This window comes from Colwellia maritima, assembly GCF_022669015.1.
Lineage (GTDB): Bacteria > Pseudomonadota > Gammaproteobacteria > Enterobacterales > Alteromonadaceae > Colwellia > Colwellia maritima.
The window spans coordinates 18058-37558 of sequence record NZ_JAKKSL010000008.1 but is presented as its reverse complement, the minus strand read 5'-3'; the positions used below and the strand labels follow the sequence as shown (position 1 = coordinate 37558).

The 19501-nt window shown below is 47.6% G+C and carries 12 protein-coding genes and 4 pseudogenes; 8 read left to right on the top strand and 8 right to left on the bottom strand.

Going from position 1 to position 19501, the window contains the following annotated elements:
- Positions 1-44 precede the first annotated feature (44 nt).
- Together L3081_RS25720 and L3081_RS25715 are read right to left on the bottom strand one after the other, a co-directional pair.
- Positions 45-3031, bottom strand: a pseudogene (locus L3081_RS25720) (Tn3-like element ISKox2 family transposase).
- Positions 3032-4492: 1461 nt separating this feature from the next.
- Entirely contained in the window at positions 4493-5140 is a 648-nt protein-coding gene (locus L3081_RS25715; protein ID WP_242289562.1) for a sulfurtransferase, read from the bottom strand.
- Positions 5141-5501: 361 nt separating this feature from the next.
- Between L3081_RS25715 and L3081_RS25710 the strand changes: the two are divergent.
- Positions 5502-5618: pseudogene (locus L3081_RS25710) on the top strand (IS110 family transposase); the annotation flags it as partial.
- 51 nt (positions 5619-5669) lie between these two features.
- On the opposite strand, the gene L3081_RS25705 reads toward L3081_RS25710, so the two are convergent.
- The 3 genes from L3081_RS25705 to L3081_RS25695 all read right to left on the bottom strand — a co-directional run bounded on the left by L3081_RS25705 (position 5670) and on the right by L3081_RS25695 (position 9770).
- Positions 5670-7040 (bottom strand): efflux RND transporter permease subunit, encoded by a 1371-nt coding sequence (locus L3081_RS25705; protein WP_242289559.1) that lies wholly within the window; start codon positions 7038-7040, stop codon positions 5670-5672.
- Positions 7041-7278: 238 nt separating this feature from the next.
- Positions 7279-8721 (bottom strand): efflux RND transporter permease subunit, encoded by a 1443-nt coding sequence (locus tag L3081_RS25700; RefSeq protein WP_242289556.1) that lies wholly within the window; start codon positions 8719-8721, stop codon positions 7279-7281.
- Positions 8718-9770 (bottom strand): efflux RND transporter periplasmic adaptor subunit, encoded by a 1053-nt coding sequence (locus L3081_RS25695; protein WP_242289554.1) that lies wholly within the window; start codon positions 9768-9770, stop codon positions 8718-8720. Before L3081_RS25695 ends, L3081_RS25700 begins: the two co-directional genes overlap by 4 nt.
- Before the next feature lie 55 nt (positions 9771-9825).
- Between L3081_RS25695 and L3081_RS25690 the strand changes: the two genes are divergently transcribed.
- Complete coding sequence (locus L3081_RS25690) at positions 9826-10464, top strand: TetR/AcrR family transcriptional regulator (protein ID WP_242289552.1); 639 nt, start codon at positions 9826-9828, stop codon at positions 10462-10464.
- Positions 10465-10784: 320 nt separating this feature from the next.
- Here the strand turns inward: L3081_RS25690 and L3081_RS25685 are convergent, their stop codons facing one another.
- The 3 genes and pseudogenes from L3081_RS25685 to L3081_RS25680 form a co-directional block, all read right to left on the bottom strand.
- Complete coding sequence (locus L3081_RS25685; RefSeq protein WP_274620782.1) at positions 10785-11909, bottom strand: L-serine ammonia-lyase; 1125 nt, start codon at positions 11907-11909, stop codon at positions 10785-10787.
- Complete coding sequence (locus tag L3081_RS27685; RefSeq protein ID WP_274620781.1) at positions 11890-12165, bottom strand: serine dehydratase beta chain; 276 nt, start codon at positions 12163-12165, stop codon at positions 11890-11892. The genes L3081_RS25685 and L3081_RS27685 overlap by 20 nt, the downstream gene beginning before the upstream one ends.
- A 255-nt stretch (positions 12166-12420) precedes the next feature.
- Positions 12421-13930 (bottom strand): annotated as a pseudogene (locus tag L3081_RS25680) (transposase).
- A 253-nt stretch (positions 13931-14183) separates the two neighbouring features.
- On the opposite strand from L3081_RS25680, the pseudogene L3081_RS25675 reads away from it, so the two are divergent.
- The 6 genes and pseudogenes from L3081_RS25675 to L3081_RS25650 all read left to right on the top strand — a co-directional run.
- Positions 14184-14970: pseudogene (locus tag L3081_RS25675) on the top strand (IS3 family transposase); the annotation flags it as partial.
- Between the two features lie 114 nt (positions 14971-15084).
- A complete protein-coding gene (locus L3081_RS25670) occupies positions 15085-15744 on the top strand; it encodes a carboxylesterase family protein (RefSeq protein ID WP_242289551.1) in 660 nt (219 codons plus the stop codon).
- Positions 15654-16367, top strand: coding sequence for a carboxylesterase family protein (locus tag L3081_RS25665; protein ID WP_242289549.1), 714 nt, complete (start codon positions 15654-15656; stop codon positions 16365-16367). Before L3081_RS25670 ends, L3081_RS25665 begins: the two co-directional genes overlap by 91 nt.
- A gap of 1 nt (position 16368) precedes the next feature.
- Positions 16369-16785 (top strand): carboxylesterase family protein, encoded by a 417-nt coding sequence (locus L3081_RS25660; protein ID WP_242289547.1) that lies wholly within the window; start codon positions 16369-16371, stop codon positions 16783-16785.
- 437 nt (positions 16786-17222) lie between these two features.
- Positions 17223-18047 (top strand): alpha/beta hydrolase family protein, encoded by an 825-nt coding sequence (locus L3081_RS25655; protein ID WP_476728561.1) that lies wholly within the window; start codon positions 17223-17225, stop codon positions 18045-18047.
- 89 nt (positions 18048-18136) lie between these two features.
- On the top strand, positions 18137-18910 hold the full coding sequence (locus tag L3081_RS25650) for a poly(ethylene terephthalate) hydrolase family protein (protein ID WP_242289543.1): 774 nt from the start codon (positions 18137-18139) through the stop codon (positions 18908-18910).
- The last annotated feature ends 591 nt before the right edge of the window (positions 18911-19501 follow it).

Genomic DNA, 19501 nt, shown 5'->3' with positions numbered 1-19501 from the left:
ACCCTCGCAGTTAATGGCTTGTGGAGTCAAGGTTACCTTTCATTTTAGACTTCATTTTCAACAATAGGCCTAGTTATTTCCTGTAAATCAGGTAGTTTGCGGTTACTAGCGAACTGATAAGTGCCGCTCAGATTAATGTTCTGCCATGCAACGGGTGATACTTGTCGAGTTATTGCTGCTTTTTCCTCGTCACCAACTTCTTCAAAGTGCAGTAATAGATGACTTAGGATCATCGAGTTAAAGTAGATAATAGCATTTGCCGTCAAACGGGCACACTCGTTCCAGACGACTATTTCTGATTCGTTTTTTCCACGGAACTGGTCACGATTGACCGATGCAATAGCTCGCCTGAGGAAATGCCAGGCTTCGCCTCGGTTCAGTGCTCGTTGAACATATTGGCGCAGACTTGCATCATCAATATAATCAAGTAAATATTGGGCTTTGATGAGCCTATTATATTCCGTTAATGCTTGTAATATAGGGTGTCTAGATGGATAACCAGATAATTTGCGTACTAGCAATGCCTGTGTTGTGCGTTTTTCTTGAAGGGATAACACAATACGCTGAATATCCTGCCGGCCTTCTTCAATCACATTCATTTTTATCGGCTTTTTCAGCGCCAGATGCGTGTTTCCGTCGTCGCTTTCAGTTACGTTAAATAGGTCATTGATCACACTGGTGAACTGAGCATACCTAGGCGCAAAACTATAACCGCATAAATCCAATAAGGCATAATTAACATGATTAACACCATGGGTGTCGGTTGAGAGGACATCTGGCTTAAGATCACTAGTATTAGATTGTAGTAAGTCGTAAATATAATGGGACTCATGCTCATTAGATCCTATGATACGGGCATTTAACGCACTATGATTGGCAACTAACGTCATGGCCGTAATACCTTTGTTGGTGCCGAAGTATTTCGAGGAGTAGCGAGTTTTAAAAGTCTCAAGGTGAGTTTCAAATTTTTGCCCATCGGTACTGGCGTGCAGGACGTCTTCTTGGATGTGATAGTGGCGGAAAATAGGGAGTGCCGCTACTGCGTTATTGATGATATCACTAGCCTCTTGCAAGGTTTCAGGCCTAATATAATTAGCTTGTATAGTGCTTAGATGCTCATAACTGCGATCAGATATTTGTGCCATCCCATATACGCCGCGATGTGTCGCATTCGCAATTAGAATAGCCAATAAATCATCCTGATTGGCGCCTACTTGTTTTTGTATTGGCAGCACGTGTGCGAAGCATTGCATAAAGTTGGTTTCTTGTTCAACATAACGCAATACATCAGCAATACTGACGGGCATCATCTGTTTAAAGAAAGGGTTGTTGACAAGTGATTGGGAGCCTTTAACTGGCAGTCGCCATCGTGTGCCACTTCGGCTCTTCATGATCACATTGCGGTTATCACCATTATCAATGTGACGAGCAACATCTTCTAGGGATGTTGTTAAGCGTATTTGTTTTACTTGCAGTAGCTTCTGAATCGGCTGCTTTAGCTTTTCCAATGTTGATGATGCCAATAGATCAGACTGTATTGACATTGCAATTAAGTCGTCTTCTAGCGCACGATATTTAGTGACGTTTGATAAGTAAATTCGACCATTAAGCCGAGAAGCCAGTTGACGGTAAAGCAACCATTCGTATCGCTGTGGATGAACAACATCCTTGTTAATTAACCATGGACGATGTTTTTGTTGGATAAGTGTACTATCCATTGTTTGCAATGTATTACCTGCTAATAGTTCTGTTTTTGTGGTTCTGAGTTTGGGTCACCAATACTTCTGAGCCTTTACCTGCTTGGCATTCAAGATATAGAAACACGGGCCTTAATAACTGTTCAATTAACCTGTTTTGATCATCATAATATTGCCATTGATATTCTTCTACTGTGCGTTTTTGCTTTTTTAAGTACAGGCATAGCGTTTCTATATCTTGGTTATTCATTACACTTAATGCTTGTTGCCTAACTGTTGCAAATGGTTGATTATCGTCGATACTGTCATCAACAAACAGATACAGTAATTCTGCGGCTTTGGTGACATTGTCCGCAGCTGACCTCCATGAGTCAAACACTGCCTGTTGGGCAAACGCATGCGCAGCTTCTTGTTGTTTACGGATATGATGAATAAAACCATCAGCCAGTCGCTCTAGGCTTTGCCGTATGCGTTGAGTCAGAAAACACAGCAACCATAGGTGTTGCTGTGGACGCTTAAAGCGTTTTAGTTTACTGCCATAATAATCCACCATTTCACCGAAGTGTTGTAGGTTTTTAGACGATAAGGCTAAGTCCTTAACAGCATCATCAATCTGTCTTGTATAAGGCTGTAACTGATGATACACCGTCAGTTCTTTTTTTAGCTCTGTCACCATAACGCTTTTTGCACCGGCTCTAAGGCCGGCTTAAGGAGAGCCCATCTTTGTCATCGATAATAGTATTTAGAAATCCGTGTAGTTCAGATGAAACATGAATACGAAGCTTATTATTTAACGCCTTCTTGACCTGTTGGATAACACGACTGATAAGCTTTTGTAAGACAGTATATTTAGGGATGGCAATTCTATGCGTTGCTAGATATTCAGTGGCTGCATCGAATAGATAACGAGGCTCAAGCCAAGCTTTGCCGACCATAACAAGATGATCGTACAACGGCGCAAAGTGCAGACTTTCCTCCCATTTCTGATAGTCTAGTAACCTCAGTATTCTTTGATATATACGGTCACGCTGCATCTTATTTATGCTGAAAGGCCTGATCCCTTTGCCTCCTTGAACTTGAGTCGAAATAAACTGCATATCGTCAAAGATGAGGTTAAAGCTAGGTGAAAGAATGACAGGCTTAGACTTAAAATACCCTAATAAAGCAATGAAATAACATCGGTGGTTCCTTAGGCGAATACTTTTCGACTCTGTTAACTCGATCTCGTTTGGCGTAAAATACAATCGTTGTTGTTCAAGTGATAATAGCGGCGGAGAATATAGATCAAGCTGCTCAGCTTTGGTAAGAATTGATAGTTCGTTTTTTATAGCCATAGGAATTAAATTAAGTTTAAGGGGTTGTTAAACTCATAATTTGCCATACTTTGGAGAAGTAACCCACCTTTGTATGCCTTTAAATATGGTGAGTATGGCGATTTATGTTACTTTAGAGGGGAAAATCCCTAGAACCCCAATTATGGCAAATTCGCCATACATAAATTGTCCAACAGCTGTTGGACAATTAATAAATGCATATTTTGCACATTACTTAATATCTCATGATTGCTCAAACTTACCCTTTATTCAATTTCGCAACAGCTTGTTGCAAAATTGGGTGTCTTATTGTTTTAGCGTTTTGTGGAATAATAGAGGAATACTCGGTCGTTCAGAAACTATGACTATAAGCAAGTTTTATTGATAGTCGAAAAGATAGCGCTATGATTGCTTTTCGAGGGCTTTATAGTCATTCCCAACGCAGGATAACTATCCAAAACTTACACTTAATTGAATATCTCTCAAAGATTAGGTTGTCTCTAAAGTTGTATACTCTGCGCTAATTTCTTAACAATTAATATCTACAACAGCGAGCCCACGAATTGCTTTATACGAAGCTCAACTACTACAGACATACTTAAATTGTCACATCGGCAACATGTGACATTGGATAAAACAACCAAATTGACGACGTTTCGACAGAACGTCTGCGTGTAAAATTTCAAGGCCTACTCTTCAAAAAATTAGTTTACGATTTCATAGTAATTGTTGGTCGCGAATTATCAAATAATACCGTTATTAGCATTATTTGATAATTTTACGCTCTTTTTTATCTGAATTCCGGTGCTTAACTTTGGTGTGTAAACGTCTCGCAGAGTAAGGTCGCATATGCGATATAAAGATTTTGCTTGTCGCTTTTTGTGAACTAAACCCCATTGTCACCGGATGCTTGATCTGACAATGGGGGTTTTAATATGAGAAGCTATTTAGCATTTGCCCGCATGCGCATACCGAAAGGTAGTAAAAGTTAATATCGCCAATGCATGAATTTTTTAGGCAAAACTTTTCCTCTTTGCACTTCCGTAGCAATCAAGATGGCGCCTTAAAAATCGTCATTAATATAATCATAAATAACGTCAATGTTATAAGTGAATATAGAGATGACTAACAAATTAATCCTCAGCAAACCATTTTCATTCTACTCGCTATATTATAAAAGCAAGCTTGATTCTCTGGAAGAAATATTAGGGCTAAATAGACAGTTTACAGCGCGTCTTGAATTAGCTGAATCATTAACTCAGTTGCTCAAAATCGAAGGTAACTATCCAAATAAACTAGACGCTATATTAAAGAAATACCTCTACGCAATTGATAGTGTTCTGGATAACGAAGCAGGGGAAGTCCCAAAACGAGTTGAATTATCGGGGCGAAACCCACTAATTGGCAAGGTTACTACCTATGAATATGCAGCATTTTTCCTGTTTAATCCACACAATCAGGTCAAGAAGAAAGTACAAATCATCAGGCATATAGTGTTAGTTGCACTAATACTATTAGGATCACGCAAGTATAAAGCCATTTGTAGACGTACAAGAGTTGCATTATCTGACTTCCCTTTACCCTTTGCTGTTCTTGAAGCACTTCCATCATCAATATCATTTCTTTGGCAAGCACTTCATCGTGTTGCGCAATCAACTCAGGACGTGGATTCGAAGTTAACTGTTGTGCAGGTCGGCTAACAGGCTCAAGAGAAAGCTCATTACCTGTAGATGTCCATGCAGCGAGACCACCGTCCAGGATGGCGGCATTATCAAAACCAACCCAACGCAGCATCCACCAAACCCGTGCAGCCCGGCCAGTGTAATTTGCATCGTAAAGCACAACACGGGAATCATTCCCCACACCCAGTTCGCTCATGGAGGCACAAAATTGTTCAGGGCTTAATAAGTCGAATTCAACTGGGCCATTAGATTTGCAGAGTTCGTCTTTAAGATCAGCAAAGCCGGCATTGGGGATATGACCAAGCTCATAATCAGGACGCCCACTGACATTATGCAACCCACGAGGATCATTTGCATCGGGCATGGTAACAACCGTACAATCAAGTATGACTATATCTGAGTCATTAATATGCTGTTTAAGCCATTCTGCAGTTACTAGCGTATCCAAATCGACACCTCCAAATGTGAACTCAACGTAAAAATGGGTAACGTATATTTATTTCTTTAACGTTATTAATTCATAAATATAACGGCCATGCTAACTTGCCATTTTATACAGTGCAGAGTGAAACGGCGCGGCGTATAAAATGGTCAATATTAAGCTACTTGTATGATTGAAATATCAAAAAAGTGGGTAAACCTGAGACCCATCTTTAGCTCGCAACTAAAGGCCTTTATGCAATAGCTCGATTGAGCAATGGTCCCCTTGGAGGCCGATAACAAGTATGAGTGCTGCATAACTCTTAAGTAATAACTCGAACAGTCATCTGGGTCTCAGAACCCGTATCGCAAGCAGGAGTCAGCTTATCATGAATTCACAACAGGAAATCAATGTCGGTGTTGATACCGAAAAAACACAGCTCGATATTTTTATTCGTCCCATCGGAGACTATTTCACCGTAGCCAATAATGCCAACGGGATTCGTTAAGGGGACGGAGTCCCCAGTACCCCATCTTTAAAATCCAGGTATGCCTGATTAATTTGCCCGAGATTTATCTAACTTGAACCATAGTGCATAAAGTGCCGGCACAAATAGCAAAGTGATTACCGTACCTACAGCGACCCCGCCGATAAGAACATAAGCTAAAGGCCCCCAAAAACTGTCATGCGTGAGTGGTACAAACGCGAATACGGCGGCCGACGCTGTGAGTATTACCGGTCGTGCTCGTCGTACAGCCGCTTCGATAACCGCTGACCAGGGTTCCATGCCTTCGTCAAAATTATCCTGCACCTGTTGCGTCAGAATCATGGTGTTTCGCATCAAAATACCCGCCAGTCCGGTCAGCCCCAATAACGCTACAAAACCGAAAGGCTGATTGAACAGTAGCAGGGCAATCACTGCGCCAATAAGTCCAAGTGGAGCTGTAGCAACGACCATGAATGTCCCGGAGAAGGAACGCATTTGTAACATAATGAAAATAAGCATGAGCGCTATCATTAAGGGTTGCAACTTTTGAATAGAAGCATCCGCTTTTCCAGATTGCTCTACTGACCCACCGATATCAATGCGATAATCTTCGGGCAGCTGATCGCGTATTGACTCCGACTTTTTCCAGATAGCCATGGTTACATCTGGCGCTTGTGCACCTTGCACGTCTGCATTTACTGCCAGAGAGCGCTCACGATTATAGCGTTTAATGACCGGCTCTTCATAACGCACCTCCAGTGTGCCTAATTGCGCGAGAGGAACTATACGTCCATCCTGGGTCTTGATTTCGATATTTTCAGGTAAAGGATTGGTCGCGCGTAAACCACGGGCACGTACCTCTACGCTGCGAATATCCTGACGCACTTCGGTGACGGGTACACCGTCAAGTTGAAACTGTAGCTGCTGTGAAACGTCACGGGGGGTGAGTCCCATCAGTCGTAAGCTTTCGTTATCCATAGACAGGTGCAGTACCGGGGCACGTTCATCCCATTCCAGATGTGCATCGATAGTATTCGGATGAGCTGCCATTGCTTCTCGCACTTTATGTGCGATCTTACGTAACTTTAGCGGGTCGGTACCGATGACGCGGAAGCTTACCGGCCAAACTACGGGTGGTCCAAAAAGCAGGCGTGTGACACGTACCCGGGCCTCCGGGAATTCACCATTATCGATATGGCGCTGTAATTCAGTCATAATTTTATTACGTGCTGCTTCGTCACTGCCGATTGCAATAATTTTGGCAAAAGCCGGGTCAGGCTGTTCCGGGTTGGCAGAAATGAAAAAGCGTGGTGCACCTGCACCCACGTAGGCTGACAGGGTTTTCACTTCTGGCATTTTAGCCAGAATATTTTCGATTTTTTTGCTTGTGGCATCGGTTGTCGTGATGGCGCTGCCTTGAGGCAGGTAAATACCGACCAATACTTCGGGCCGGTCAGAGGCGGGAAAAACTGCTTTTGTACAAGCGTCGCCATGCCAACGATTGACAGTAGCAGTAATCCGACTGTAATTGCGACTACTGTTTTACGATAGTGCACACACCCGGTAATAAGTGAACGTAATTTTTGATAGGAAGGCGTACTGTATAGAGCATTACCTGAGCTGTCCGTATGGACCTTGAAATCAGGCAGCATCTTCACCCCAAGGTAAGGTGTGAAAATCACCGCCACCGACCAGGAAATGACGAGTGCATAGGCAAGCACCCAAAAAATGTTGCCTGCGTATTCACCCACACCAGACTGTGCAAAACCAATAGGGACAAAACCCGCCACTGTGACCAGAGTGCCGAATAACATGGGTGCGGCAGTGACATTCCAGGCGTGGTGGCGGCGCGTACCCGATCCCAACCTTCTTCCATCTTTACGATCATCATTTCGATGGCAATGATGGCATCATCAACGAGTAGCCCCAGGGCAATAATGAGCGCACCTAGCGTGATACGGTCAAGATTCACACCCGTTATTTTCATCAGCAGAAAGGTCAAACCCAACGTGAGTGGTACAGCTATACCCACAACCAGACCCGCTCTTAAACCAATGGCAAGAATGCTCACGAGTACCACCACGGCCACAGCTATCAAAAACTTTATCTGAAAAAGATCTACCGCTGCAGTAATGGCATCGGTTTGATTAGTCAGGGGCGATAAGTTCATGCCCAGAGGTAAGCGGCTCTGTTCATTGGCGATAAAAGTGCCTAGTCGCTCTCCGAAAGCGAGACCGTTTTTGCCCTTTTGCATCACCACACCGAGCAGTATCGCGTCCTGTCCGTGTGCCCGCACTAAATAGCTCGGCGGATCTTCATAACCGCGTCGAATAGTCGCCAGGTCAGACAGTTGTAACAGACGTTCACCAACACGAATGGGGACAGCGGCAAGCTGATCCGGATCTGATAAATCAGCATCAACACGCAAATAAACCCGTGGCCCGGCCAAATCGCTAAAACCTGCAGGTATAAGCCGGTTGTTATCGTCAATTGCATCAAAAATGACCTGTGGTGTGATCCCCAGGTTTGATAATCGTGCCACATCAAACTCAACAAAAACGCGCTCGCTGCGTTCACCCAGAATAAGCGCCTTGTGAACACCTTCCAGTTGTTGTAACCGGTCGCGAATAACTTCAGTTTCTCGGGTTAGCTCTCGCATTGGTAGCCCGGGGGCAGTAATTGCAATCAGTGAAAAATAAACATCAGAAAAATCATCATTGACGATGGGGCCGATCATCCCTTGAGGTAGACGTGGTGCTTCATCCTGCATGCGTTTGCGTACCTGATAGAGCAGGTCGGGAATTTTTTCACTGGGGGTATAGTCCTGAAATTCGACTTGAAAATCAGCTCGCCCGGGTCGAATAGTGGTTTCAATACGATAGAGATAGTCGACTTCCTGAATACGTTTTTCAAGGCGGTCAACCACCTGCTGCTGAAGCTCTTCGGGGGTTGCTCCTGGCCATACCGCTGATACCACCATAACCCTTACGGTAAATGCAGGATCCTCGGCGCGTCCAAGTGATGAAAATGCGTAGACACCTGCCGCCACTGATAACAGAATAAAAAATAAGGTTAGCGCGCGTTCACGGACAGCAATAGCCGAAAGATTAGGAAAACTCATTGCTCGCGTGTCCTTACCGACATTCCCGGGTTAAGTAAATGAGTACCGAGTGCAATGATGCGTGTATCCGGTGGCAGATCCACTGTGATACGTGCCTGCTCAGCACCCAATCCAACTATTTTGACAGACACGGGTTCCGCGTGCCCATCAATCACGCGCCAGATGCGTGGCCCTTCGCTGCGTTCATCCAGAGCCCCGAGTGGTACCACTAATGTATTCTGTTCAGTATCTTCACTTGTCAGCAGCACCTGAACGATGATCCCCAGGGGTAGATTTTTTTCAATACCTGTTATGCGGTAACGTGCACGCCAGGTACGACTCATTGGATCTGCTGCGCCGCCGATTTCGCGTAACTCAAGCACCACCTGGCGACCATCATTCAACTTTGCCACACCAATGCGAGGCGGATGGCGACTGTCAGGCAAAAATACCTCGACATCTCGTTTACCATCCTGTGCTAACACAGCTACAGTCTGGCCGACACTGACAACTTGACCCGGTTCTCCACTGACTTCAATGAGTATTCCGGACTGTTTTGACTTCAGATCGGCATAAGCCCGTGTAATATAGGCCTGTTTCAAACTGGCCTGTGCTACATCGCACTGGCTTTCGGCAGCACGTTCCGCCAATTCAAAACGTTCAATTTCAAACTGGCTAATTAACTTTTTTGTCACCAGTTTTTTTTGTCGCTTAAGCTCACTACTGGCAGTCGCCAGTGCTGCTTCAGCTGAAGCAAGTTGTGCTTTGGCAACATTTTCAGCCTCGTTCAGATCGCGTGGATCCAGACTGAACAGAAGCTGCCCGGCATCTACCCACTGTCCGGCATCAATGTTACGGGTGAGAATGCGACCGCCCATTTGAAAAGCAATCGGTGTTTCGTAGCGAGCCCGAATGGTACCGCTAAGTTTATGCAATACCCCTTCATCAATTTTAATGCTCACAGTTTTGACCAATGGCGGCTGTTTTTGACTATCCGTGTCATTATTATTTCCGGAGCAACCACCAAATATCAGGGTGAACAGCAGTGAGAGTATGATTTTATTTGACATGGTAATGTACTTTTTTTTATGAATACAGTATTATTGAACGCAATCGTACACTAATTTGGTTGAAAAAGAAATGGCGAAACACGAGCGCGTTGGAAGGCCCCTTGATCATAGTAAGGACAAAGCTATTTTTACAGCAGCACATGAGCTCTTATTCAGTAAAGGACCTGCTGAATTTTCCATAGAAGCGGTTGCTCGTCTGGCAAAAGTATCCAAGGTAACTATCTATTCCCGTTATACCAATCGGGAGGCGCTGATCGATGCGGTTATCAGCCAACAGGCAAAGCGAATGGCCGAGAGCCTGTCTATCGAGCCTGCGAGTCTTATAGATGTCCGTAGTGCGCTTACAGACTTTGGGGTAAGTCTATTGTCATTTCTCCTGAGTCAGGAATATCAGGACTTTATGCGTGCACTGAGTAGTACTTCAGGTCTGTCCGTTGATGTGGTTCAAAATATTTATCGTAGTGGTCCTCAGTGCACAACGAATAAACTCGCGGACTGGATGAGTCATGCCCATCAACGCGGGCTGCTTAATCTATCTGAGCCGGAGAAATGTGCAGAGTTACTGCTCGGTATGTTGATGGGACTCAATGTTGTACGGGTGATGTATGGCGAACCTTGCCAACGTGACAGGCATAATATCGAAAATCATGTCAGTTGGGTTATAAACACTTTTTTGAAATTATATGAAAGCTGATTAATCTTCAGTGACTGTGATAAAAAACTTATATTTCATCAGCATGCCGAATCGTAATGAATGCTGTGATCCCGGGAAATAATTAATAAAGGAAATCGAATGAAGTATTTGAATCGATATATTATCAGTTTGCTACTTTTTTATTTCTGCTGATGTATCTTGTGCACTTGATTTAAAAGAAACAATTATACTTGCACAACAATATGACATGACATATCAGGCTCGTTAAGGTGTACTCTGACCCCTTTTGCTCATATCTAACGCTAGTAACAAGTGGCGCATTCAAGCATCCACCTGGTTAATTTGTTATTTGCTGAACTTCAGCATTCAGTCAGACTTACAGCAAGTCCGCCTAGTGCTGTTTCCTTATATTTATGCGACATTTCCAATCCGGTTTGTTTCATCGCTTCAATACAGTTATCCAGTGGCATGAAGTGATGACCGGTGCCTCGAAGCGCAAGAGAGGCTGCGGTATACGCCTTAATGGCACCAAAAGCATTACGTTCGATACACGGTACCTGAACAAGACCATTAACCGGGTCACAGGTCATACCAAGGTGGTGTTCAAGCGCTATCTCAGCAGCATTTTCTACCTGTTCAGGTGTGCCACCGCGAATCGAACACAAACCTGCGGCGGCCATAGCTGCCGCGGAACCTACTTCACCCTGACAACCTACTTCGGCGCCGGAAATAGAGCTTCGATGTTTAATTAAACCACCAATTGCACTCGCTGTAAGGAGAAATTCTCGCACCTGTTCTTTTATAACATTTTCATGGGTGACGGAATAATAGAGAACAGCAGGTATAACGCCGGCGGCACCGTTTGTTGGCGCGGTCACCACCATATTACCGGCTGCATTTTCTTCATTCACCGCCATGGCATAAGCACATAACCAGTCATTGATATTTGCATTAACAGGATTATTTTTAAGACTCTGATAAAGATCTTTAGCGCGTCGCGAGATACCCAGGCCGCCAGGTAATATGCCTTCGGCTTCCGGCCCCTTCTCAATGCATGTTTGCATGGATTGCCATATTTTATCCATGCCTTCAACAAGCGCTGTTTCAGTTAACTGCACAAGTTCGTTAATCAACTTCATCTGTGCTATTGAAATGTTACTGTCTTTCGCCATCTGTAACATAGCGCCTGCCGAATCAAACGGATATTTGCACGAAGATGAGGATTCCATTTTAAGTGGTGCTTGCAATTGATTAATTTCTGCCAGGGTATTTATAAAGCCACCACCAATTGAAAAATAAGTTTCTGAATATAATTTCTTTCTGTCGTGACCTATAAGTTCAAAAATCATACCGTTAGGATGCTCGGGTAAGGACTCCCCTTTATCAAAAAAAATGTGATCATCTGGATTAAATGAAATGCCGAGGTTCTCATCTATACAAATATGATCACTTTCCCAGATCTGTTTAACCGGACTCTGCAACATCTTTATCGGCCAGACTGGCCGGTAGATGGCCATGCAATCCTAAAGCAACCGCGCGATCAGTAGAATGCCCCTTACCTGTATAAGCCAGGGAACCCTTAAGAGTACAACGTATAAATGCGTCTTTTATACTAGAACCAATTAATTTCTGATTTTTTATGCGGGCAATGAAATCATTTGCGGCAACCATTGGACCAAGCGTATGTGAACTCGATGGGCCAACGCCTATTTTAAATAGTTCTAATACACTGATAAACATGATAAGTTTTTAATTACTCAATAATATAATTTTTCGAGTATAAGACGGATTAAAGCTATTTGCTACCCCCTGTGACAGCTGTCTTTATGACTAGATTGGTTTGTTGAAATATCGAATTGTGGGAGTGTTTTATGGCGTGTTAGTTTAGCATTTCATGCGTAGACAGGCCTTTGGTAAAGGACATGAGGAATTGAAGCGCGAATAGCCCCACCATTTACTAGTGTTTTTCTTTACTCTTGCAACAGTAAATGGAGCCTACGCCCCAAAATTGAAGTCACGTTGAATAGTGAAATCGTTTCCGTATTGTTCATCAGGTGGCGCACGCAAATGTGGCAACAGTTTTGTTTGTTTAGAAGTTGGGTACTTTTTATCTAAATGCTTCAGTATTTTTTGAATAATGTGGATATCTATTATGCAAGCGATGATGCTTACATTGTGTTTTTCACATTTTTCGCATTCAGTGATGTCAATATTGAATACTCGCCTTAAGCGGGGGCCCACGTCATTGCTCGCGCATGGTAAGGTTTATCCGAATGTCCGTCCTCTATATTGACGAGTCTAGGGCTGTTCTTACCGCGTTGTGATGCAGTGACTTGTGCACGAAGATTGCTGTTAGGGGCGAATACGCCGAAAAATCGGGTGAGGTTAAGTCTTGGCGGCGGAATGAGAGCGGCTAGTTTGCCAATAAAGTCGATAGGGTCAAAGAACACGTGTGTAGTACCATCTCTATAAGGCGTCTTCAATTCATAGCGCACCTTTCCATGGTCAGTCATACTTAAACGTTGCTCACTAATAGGCTTGGGCGACTGATGTAGCGGCATAACCTTTCTAACTTATCTGGCTCATCGGCATTAGCGAAGACCCCTGCATGTAAGGAAAAGCCGGAGGTGTTAGCCAACTGACCATATTCACCGTCACTGCTTGCAGGGAGTGTATGTAGTGTAAACACCTTTTGCCCTTGTTGAGGACCCATCGCTATGCGATAGCTGACGGAAGCACCTTGCAAATGGAGGAGGCTATCTTCATCATCAACAGGCAAGTTGAGAAAACTGTTTTCCATATCACGCTCAACCAAACCTACTTTCTCAAGATATAGAGCGATGCGATGACTGATGGTGTGAACTAGTTCGACCATGTCGCTATGAGAAGGTGCTTTAATGCGGGTAAATGTCGTGCCACCCCATGGATTTTCGCTAATCACGCCTTCTAAGAACAACATGTGGAAATGGATATTTAGATTAAGTGCGCTACCAAATCGCTGAATCAGGGTAACTGCCCCAGTTTTCGCTTGTTTGTTGGTAAAGCCTGCTTTGTTCACAATGTGCGTGGAAATGGCGCGGTGAATGATTTGCATCACTTTGCTCAGTTCACTTGGGTACCTTGCTAGAAGCAATCGAAGCGGAATGGGTAAACTCAATACCCACTGGCGAATTGGATAACCAAGTAATACATCATCTACAAGAAGCGCTGCACTTTCTGCCATTCTTCTGGCTCCGCAGCTAGGACAGAAACCTCTGCGTTTACAGCTAAAAGCGACTAACTTCTCATGCTTGCAGTCGCCACATACCACGCGTAAAAAGCCGTGCTCTAGTCGACCACAACGTAAGAAATCATCAAACTCACGCTCAACATATTTTGGTAAATACTTACCTTGGTCAGCTAAATTGGCGTTAAACTCTGGGTAGTAACGTTCAACCAATTGATAGAGTAGCGTTGTTTCTGGTCGATGGCGTTTATATATTTCACTTTGTTGTGTTGCCGGCACATTCGTTCATCCCTAAATGGTGTACTGACAAGTGTGGCAAAAACACGCTCAATTTACGACTGGCTGAACGTCCGGTTTTGGATGTGAGTTGCCAGTCAAAAAATTAAGTCAAACCACCATTTTCTTCAAAATATGGTACTCATAGCTAACGTCTGCAAACTTGGGCAGAGCAGTCGTTCGCAGACCATGCATTGGCTACGTTTATAAGGCTCTGTGATTTTTGCAGAGAATATGAGATCCCACACATATTAGCTACTACGAACACTGCCATAGGATACAGCGCGTGGATGTTGAGCGTGTGGCCCTGAGAGCCCAGGTTAACGAGATGTTCAACAAAAGCCGCAGCTCCGCAGGTAGCCGCACCATACAGGGCTTGCTGAACGACCAGGGCGTTGAGATCGGTCGCTTCAAGGTGCGCCGGCTGATGGGCGAGTTAGGTCTGGTCTGCAAGCAGCCAGGGCCGCATGCCTATAAACGCGCCACAGTGGAGCGGCCGGACATTCCCAACCGGCTGGATCGCGAGTTTGATGTGTCACAGCCGGACCAGGTCTGGTGTGGTGATATTACCTATATCTGGACTGGCCGGCCGGAGCTATCTGGCGGTGGTCTTTGGACTTGTGTGCCCGTCGCGTGGTTGGTTGGGCGATGTCTGACACGGCGGATGCGGAATTGGTTGTTCAAGCCTTGGATCATGCCTGGGAGCAGCGAGGACGTCCGGAGAAAGTTATGTTCCATTCCGACCAGGGCTCGCAGTATGCAAGCCGCCGGTTCCGGCAAAGGCTCTGGCGTTACCGCATGGTGCAGAGCATGAGCCGCCGAGGTAACTGCTTTGGGACAACGCGCCGATGGAGCGCCTGTTCCGAAGCCTGAAAACCGAGTGGATACCTGCGATGGGCTATCACAGTCTGACGGCAGCTCGGAAGGATATCAGCAGCTATCTGATGGGGTACTACAACACTGTGCGGCCGCATGCCTTCAATGGCGGAATCGCTCCGGCGGCGGCGGAAGAAAAACTTAAAACAGTGTCCGGAATCAGTTGACCACTACAAGCTTTTTTAGTACTATCCTGAGTTGAGTCCGACGGATGATCGGACATCGGGAGTCGCTACAGGAAGCGCCCCCGCAAACAACAATAATTAATCAGGAGAGATGCCATGCGTTCTCGCGCCCGAACGACCGACTACCCTTTCGCACTGTTACCCCGCCCCGTTTTATCCACACTAGCCGTTGCCGTAGTTGGGTCGCTGACGCTATCCGGCTGTCTGGGCGGCGGCGGCGGCGCCGGCAGCAACATCACGCCGGCCGCCCAGATAAGTCTGGCTAATGGCTCTGTGCAGGGAATCGCTGAGGACAACACACTGATCTGGCACGGCCTGCCCTATGCTAAACCACCGGTCGGCGATTTGCGGCGGCGCGCTCCACAACCGGTCGATAACTGGACCGGAGTCCGGGACGCCACCGAGCGTCATTCCGAATGTGTCCAGGCCGAAACCACTTCCCAGTGGCAGCGAACCTCGAACATGGTAGGTAGCGAAGACTGCCTGATCGTCGATGTCTATCGCCCTAATCGTGCGGATTATCAGGACGAAAAACTGCCCGTTTACGTCTGGATTCATGGTGGCGCAAACAACTTTGGTACGGCCAGACAATACGACGGCCGCAACCTCGTCGAAAACTCCGACGTCGTGATGGTCGTGTTGCAATACCGCCTGGGACCGGCAGGGTGGTTTTCCATCCGGACGTCCAGACCGGTGGCGCCGACCCGCTGTCTGACTCTGGCAACTTCGGCACACTGGATACCATCCAGGCACTGAAATGGATTCAGGCCAATATTGCTGAATTTGGCGGTGATCCGAATAATGTCACTATCACCGGAGAGTCCGGCGGCGCGCACAACGTTCTCAATCTGATGACGTCCCCCGAAGCGGGCAACGGCTTGTTCCACCAGGCCGTATCCCAGAGTGGCGCGATAACTACACGCAGTACCAACAGCGCTCGCAACTCTGCAAACAGCCACATCGAATGGCTTATTCGCCTGATAGAGGACCGCAGGACGCCGACCACTCCGATAAGTTCGGCCCAGGCCACGCAGATGCGTCTGGACATGGAAGCCGCAGGCACACTAGGTACCTATCTGCGAGCCGCCGAGGGGCGTGATCTATATCAAGCCGTGTTCAACTACAGCTCATTGGGTACGTATGGTGGGATCGAAGACGGTACCGTTATTCCCGCCGGTGGGCGGCTGCCCGCCTTCAACAGTGGCAATTTCAACAATGTTCCTGTTGTTCTCGGTGCCAACGAGTACGAACGAAAATCCTTCATGCCATTGTATGGGGGAGCACTGAAGGGAGCCACCGGCACCATTCCTTCGGCAGCGGGCAAGAGGCTGGTCGGATCTGCTCGATGTTGCCTTCACCGGCGGCCAGACTCTGGATGACGTGCTACCGACCCAGAAGGACAAGGACACCTATGAGGTCACCGGCTATAACGGTGGGCGCGCCTGGCGAGCCAAGTACGTGGACGAGCTGGCGAGGGTGATCACCCGGCATCAGCCAGATACCTATGCCTATGACTTCCGGCCGGGTACTCAGTCTGGTCCTGCTCCCTTCAACTTTATTTACGGGGCCGGCCATGCCGCAGAGATCTCATTCTTCCACGGCATCGGTGAGGGTCTTCTTAGCTTACCCTTTACTCAGCAGAACGAGCCCGGCCGCAAAGCACTGCAAAATGCCATGATGGACTACCTGGCTGACTTTGCCCGGGGTGGTAATCCCAATGGTCAATTCAGCAGCAACGAGTCCGGCATGGCAGCCATGGTCAAGCACCGCAGGAGCGGACAAGGTTCTGGTACTTGATGCCACCGATGCAGCAACGGACATCAGCATGTCCAATGAGGAGCTGACACTTGGCGGGGTCAATACGGCCTGGACAGCAGCAATGACCGGCCTTGGCTTGACGCCTGTGGAGCAGGGCACGCTGCGCGCCTTCTTCGGACAGTCTGCGAGTTACTCCACCCCCTGATAAGCGGCCGGCCCGACCAGTCGCCAAACCAAAACGGGACCCTCGGGTCCCGTTTTTTATGACTCAATTCTAAAAAATGACTCTTTCACCCGATTGGGCGAGTTTCAATCTCGTTACCGAGGCATACATTCGTTTGCGTCAGGGCACTGTTGTGGACACACAGTCATTGGGCTCTGTAGGTAATTCCAACAACAATAATATCCCACAGGTAACTCCATGAACGCATCCGCTGCTTTCAAATTAACCGGTCTGGCCCTTGGCCTAGTACTTTCTGCAAGCGCCCTGGCCGGCCAACCCATCACCTAGTCCTACGCCCACTCCGACGCCTGATCCAGGCACAGGTAGCGCATTCCCATCCGTATCCGATTTCAGTCGTTCCGGTTCCTTCTCGACCACCGGCAACGCCGGCCCTAGCTGCACTATCTACCGCCCGCGCACGCTCGGCGAGCAAGGTCGTCGCCACCCGATCATTCTCTGGGGTAACGGCACCGGTGCTTCACCAAGCACCTATAGCGCATTGCTGACCCATTGGGCCGGCCAGGGTTTTGTCGTCGCTGCCGCACGCACCTCCAATGCCGGGTCCGGCGACGAGATGATCGACTGCCTCGATTACCTTGTGCAGGAAAACGGCCGCAGCAGCGGCACTTACGCCGGCAAACTGAACGTTAACCGTGTCGGTTCCGCGGGTCACTCTCAGGGTGGTGGTGGTTCCATCATGGCCGGTCGCGACGGTCGCATAACTGCTACCGCCCCGTTCCGGCCCTATACCATTGGTCTGGGTCACCGCAGCAGCTCGCAAAGCCGGCAAAATGGCCCGATGTTTCTGATGACCGGAAGCAGGGACACCATTGCCGTACCCCGTAGCAACGCCGGACCGGTTTTCAACAATGCCAACGTTCCTGTGTTCTGGGGTGAGTTAAGCGGTGCCGGCCACTTCGAACCCGTGGGTGACGCGGGTGGATTTCGTGGGCCTTCAACTGCCTGGTTCCGCTTCCACCTGATGGGCGACAACAACGCCCAGAGCACGTTCTACGGCAGCAACTGCCGTCTGTGTGGTGACCGTAACTGGGAAGTCCGTCGCAAGGGCATTAACTGATAGCCCAGTAACAGCAGCTGTTCCGAGGCCAGTCCCCCTAGGGAACTGGCCTTTTTTTACCTGCCAAGATTGATCTGAAAAACAACCCAATGGGTAACATTATTTTTATCTGTCTCAATTTTCACCCGAATAGGCGAGTGTTGAACAGGATTGCCGCGACTATATTCAAGGTCGCTGAGAGCCTGATAGTGGTAATACGCCAAAGGCTCAGTGACCTTAACAAAAACAAACTGAAGAGAAATCACTATGAAAATGGCAACATTCAAAATGTCGGCATTGCCGCTGCCCTCTTGATGTCGATCAGCGTCATGGCCTACACCCCAACTCCGACTCCAACTCCGCCACCCTCCGGCGGCGGCGGTGGCGATTTCCCATCGGTTTCCGATTTCAGCCGCTCAGGTCCCTTTGCCACTACCGGCGGCAATGAAGGCCCTAGCTGCACAGTTTATCGTCCACGCACTCTGGGCGCTGAAGGACGTCGTCACCCGATCATCATCTGGGGTAACGGCACCGGCGCCTCACCAGGCACCTACGGCAGCCTGCTGAATCACTGGGCCAGTCATGGTTTCGTCGTCGCCGCAGCTCGCACCTCCAACGCCGGCTCCGGTGATCAGATGATCGACTGCCTCGATTATCTTGTGCAGCAAAATGGCCGTAGCTCAGGCACTTACGCGGGCAAGCTCAACCTAAATAAAGTCGGTAGCACTGGCCACTCACAGGGCGGCGGCGGCTCCATCATGGCCGGTCGTGACGGTCGTGTGACCGTGACTGCTCCCTTCGACCTTACACCATTGGTCTGGGCCACCGCTCCGGCTCCGGCGTCAGCAAAACGGACCCATGTTCCTGATGACCGGCGGTCGTGACTCTATCGCTTCACCAGGTCTGAACGCCGCACCGGTATTCCGTAATGCTAACGTTCAGGTATTCTGGGGTGAGCTCAACAGCGCCGACCACTTCGAGCCTATCGGTAATGCTTGGAGACTTTCGCGGTCCGTCCACTGCATGGTTCCGCTTCCACCTGATGAACGATGGTAACGCCGAAAGCACCTTCTACGGCAGCCGTTGTGGTCTGTGTACTGACCGCGGGCCGGATGTTGAGCGCAAGGGCATCAATTGATCGGCCATTGCTGATCACAATGCACCTGGCACCATAAGCGCCGGCAACCAGAAGCCGGTTACCCGAGGGTAACCGGCTTTTTTGCATCTGCGGTATGCTTTGGCATCGTTCATTCAAGGGAAACAACAATGTCAGAGAACCGACCTGTCGCTTTGATTACCGGTCTTTGGGGAGTGGCATTGGCCGCGCTACCGCCATTGCCCTGCTTGATGCAGGCTATGCCGTGGTCCTGGGCGGCCGACGCGAAGAACAGCTGAATGAGACTATCAAGGCTGCTTTGGTCCCATGGGCGACAATGCCCTTGCAGTGGTAACTGATGTTCGCAAACCGGAGTCCG

Bases quoted from the DNA above. Each gene is read 5' to 3' on its own strand.
- L3081_RS25650 (WP_242289543.1), top strand. From the start codon at position 18,137: ATGGGTAACATTATTTTTATCTGTCTCAATTTTCACCCGAATAGGCGA.
- L3081_RS25695 (WP_242289554.1), bottom strand. From the start codon at position 9,770: ATGTCAAATAAAATCATACTCTCACTGCTGTTCACCCTGATATTTGGT.
- L3081_RS25700 (WP_242289556.1), bottom strand. From the start codon at position 8,721: ATGAGTTTTCCTAATCTTTCGGCTATTGCTGTCCGTGAACGCGCGCTA.
- L3081_RS25685 (WP_274620782.1), bottom strand. From the start codon at position 11,909: ATGTTGCAGAGTCCGGTTAAACAGATCTGGGAAAGTGATCATATTTGT.
- L3081_RS27685 (WP_274620781.1), bottom strand. From the start codon at position 12,165: ATGTTTATCAGTGTATTAGAACTATTTAAAATAGGCGTTGGCCCATCG.
- L3081_RS25670 (WP_242289551.1), top strand. From the start codon at position 15,085: ATGCGTTCTCGCGCCCGAACGACCGACTACCCTTTCGCACTGTTACCC.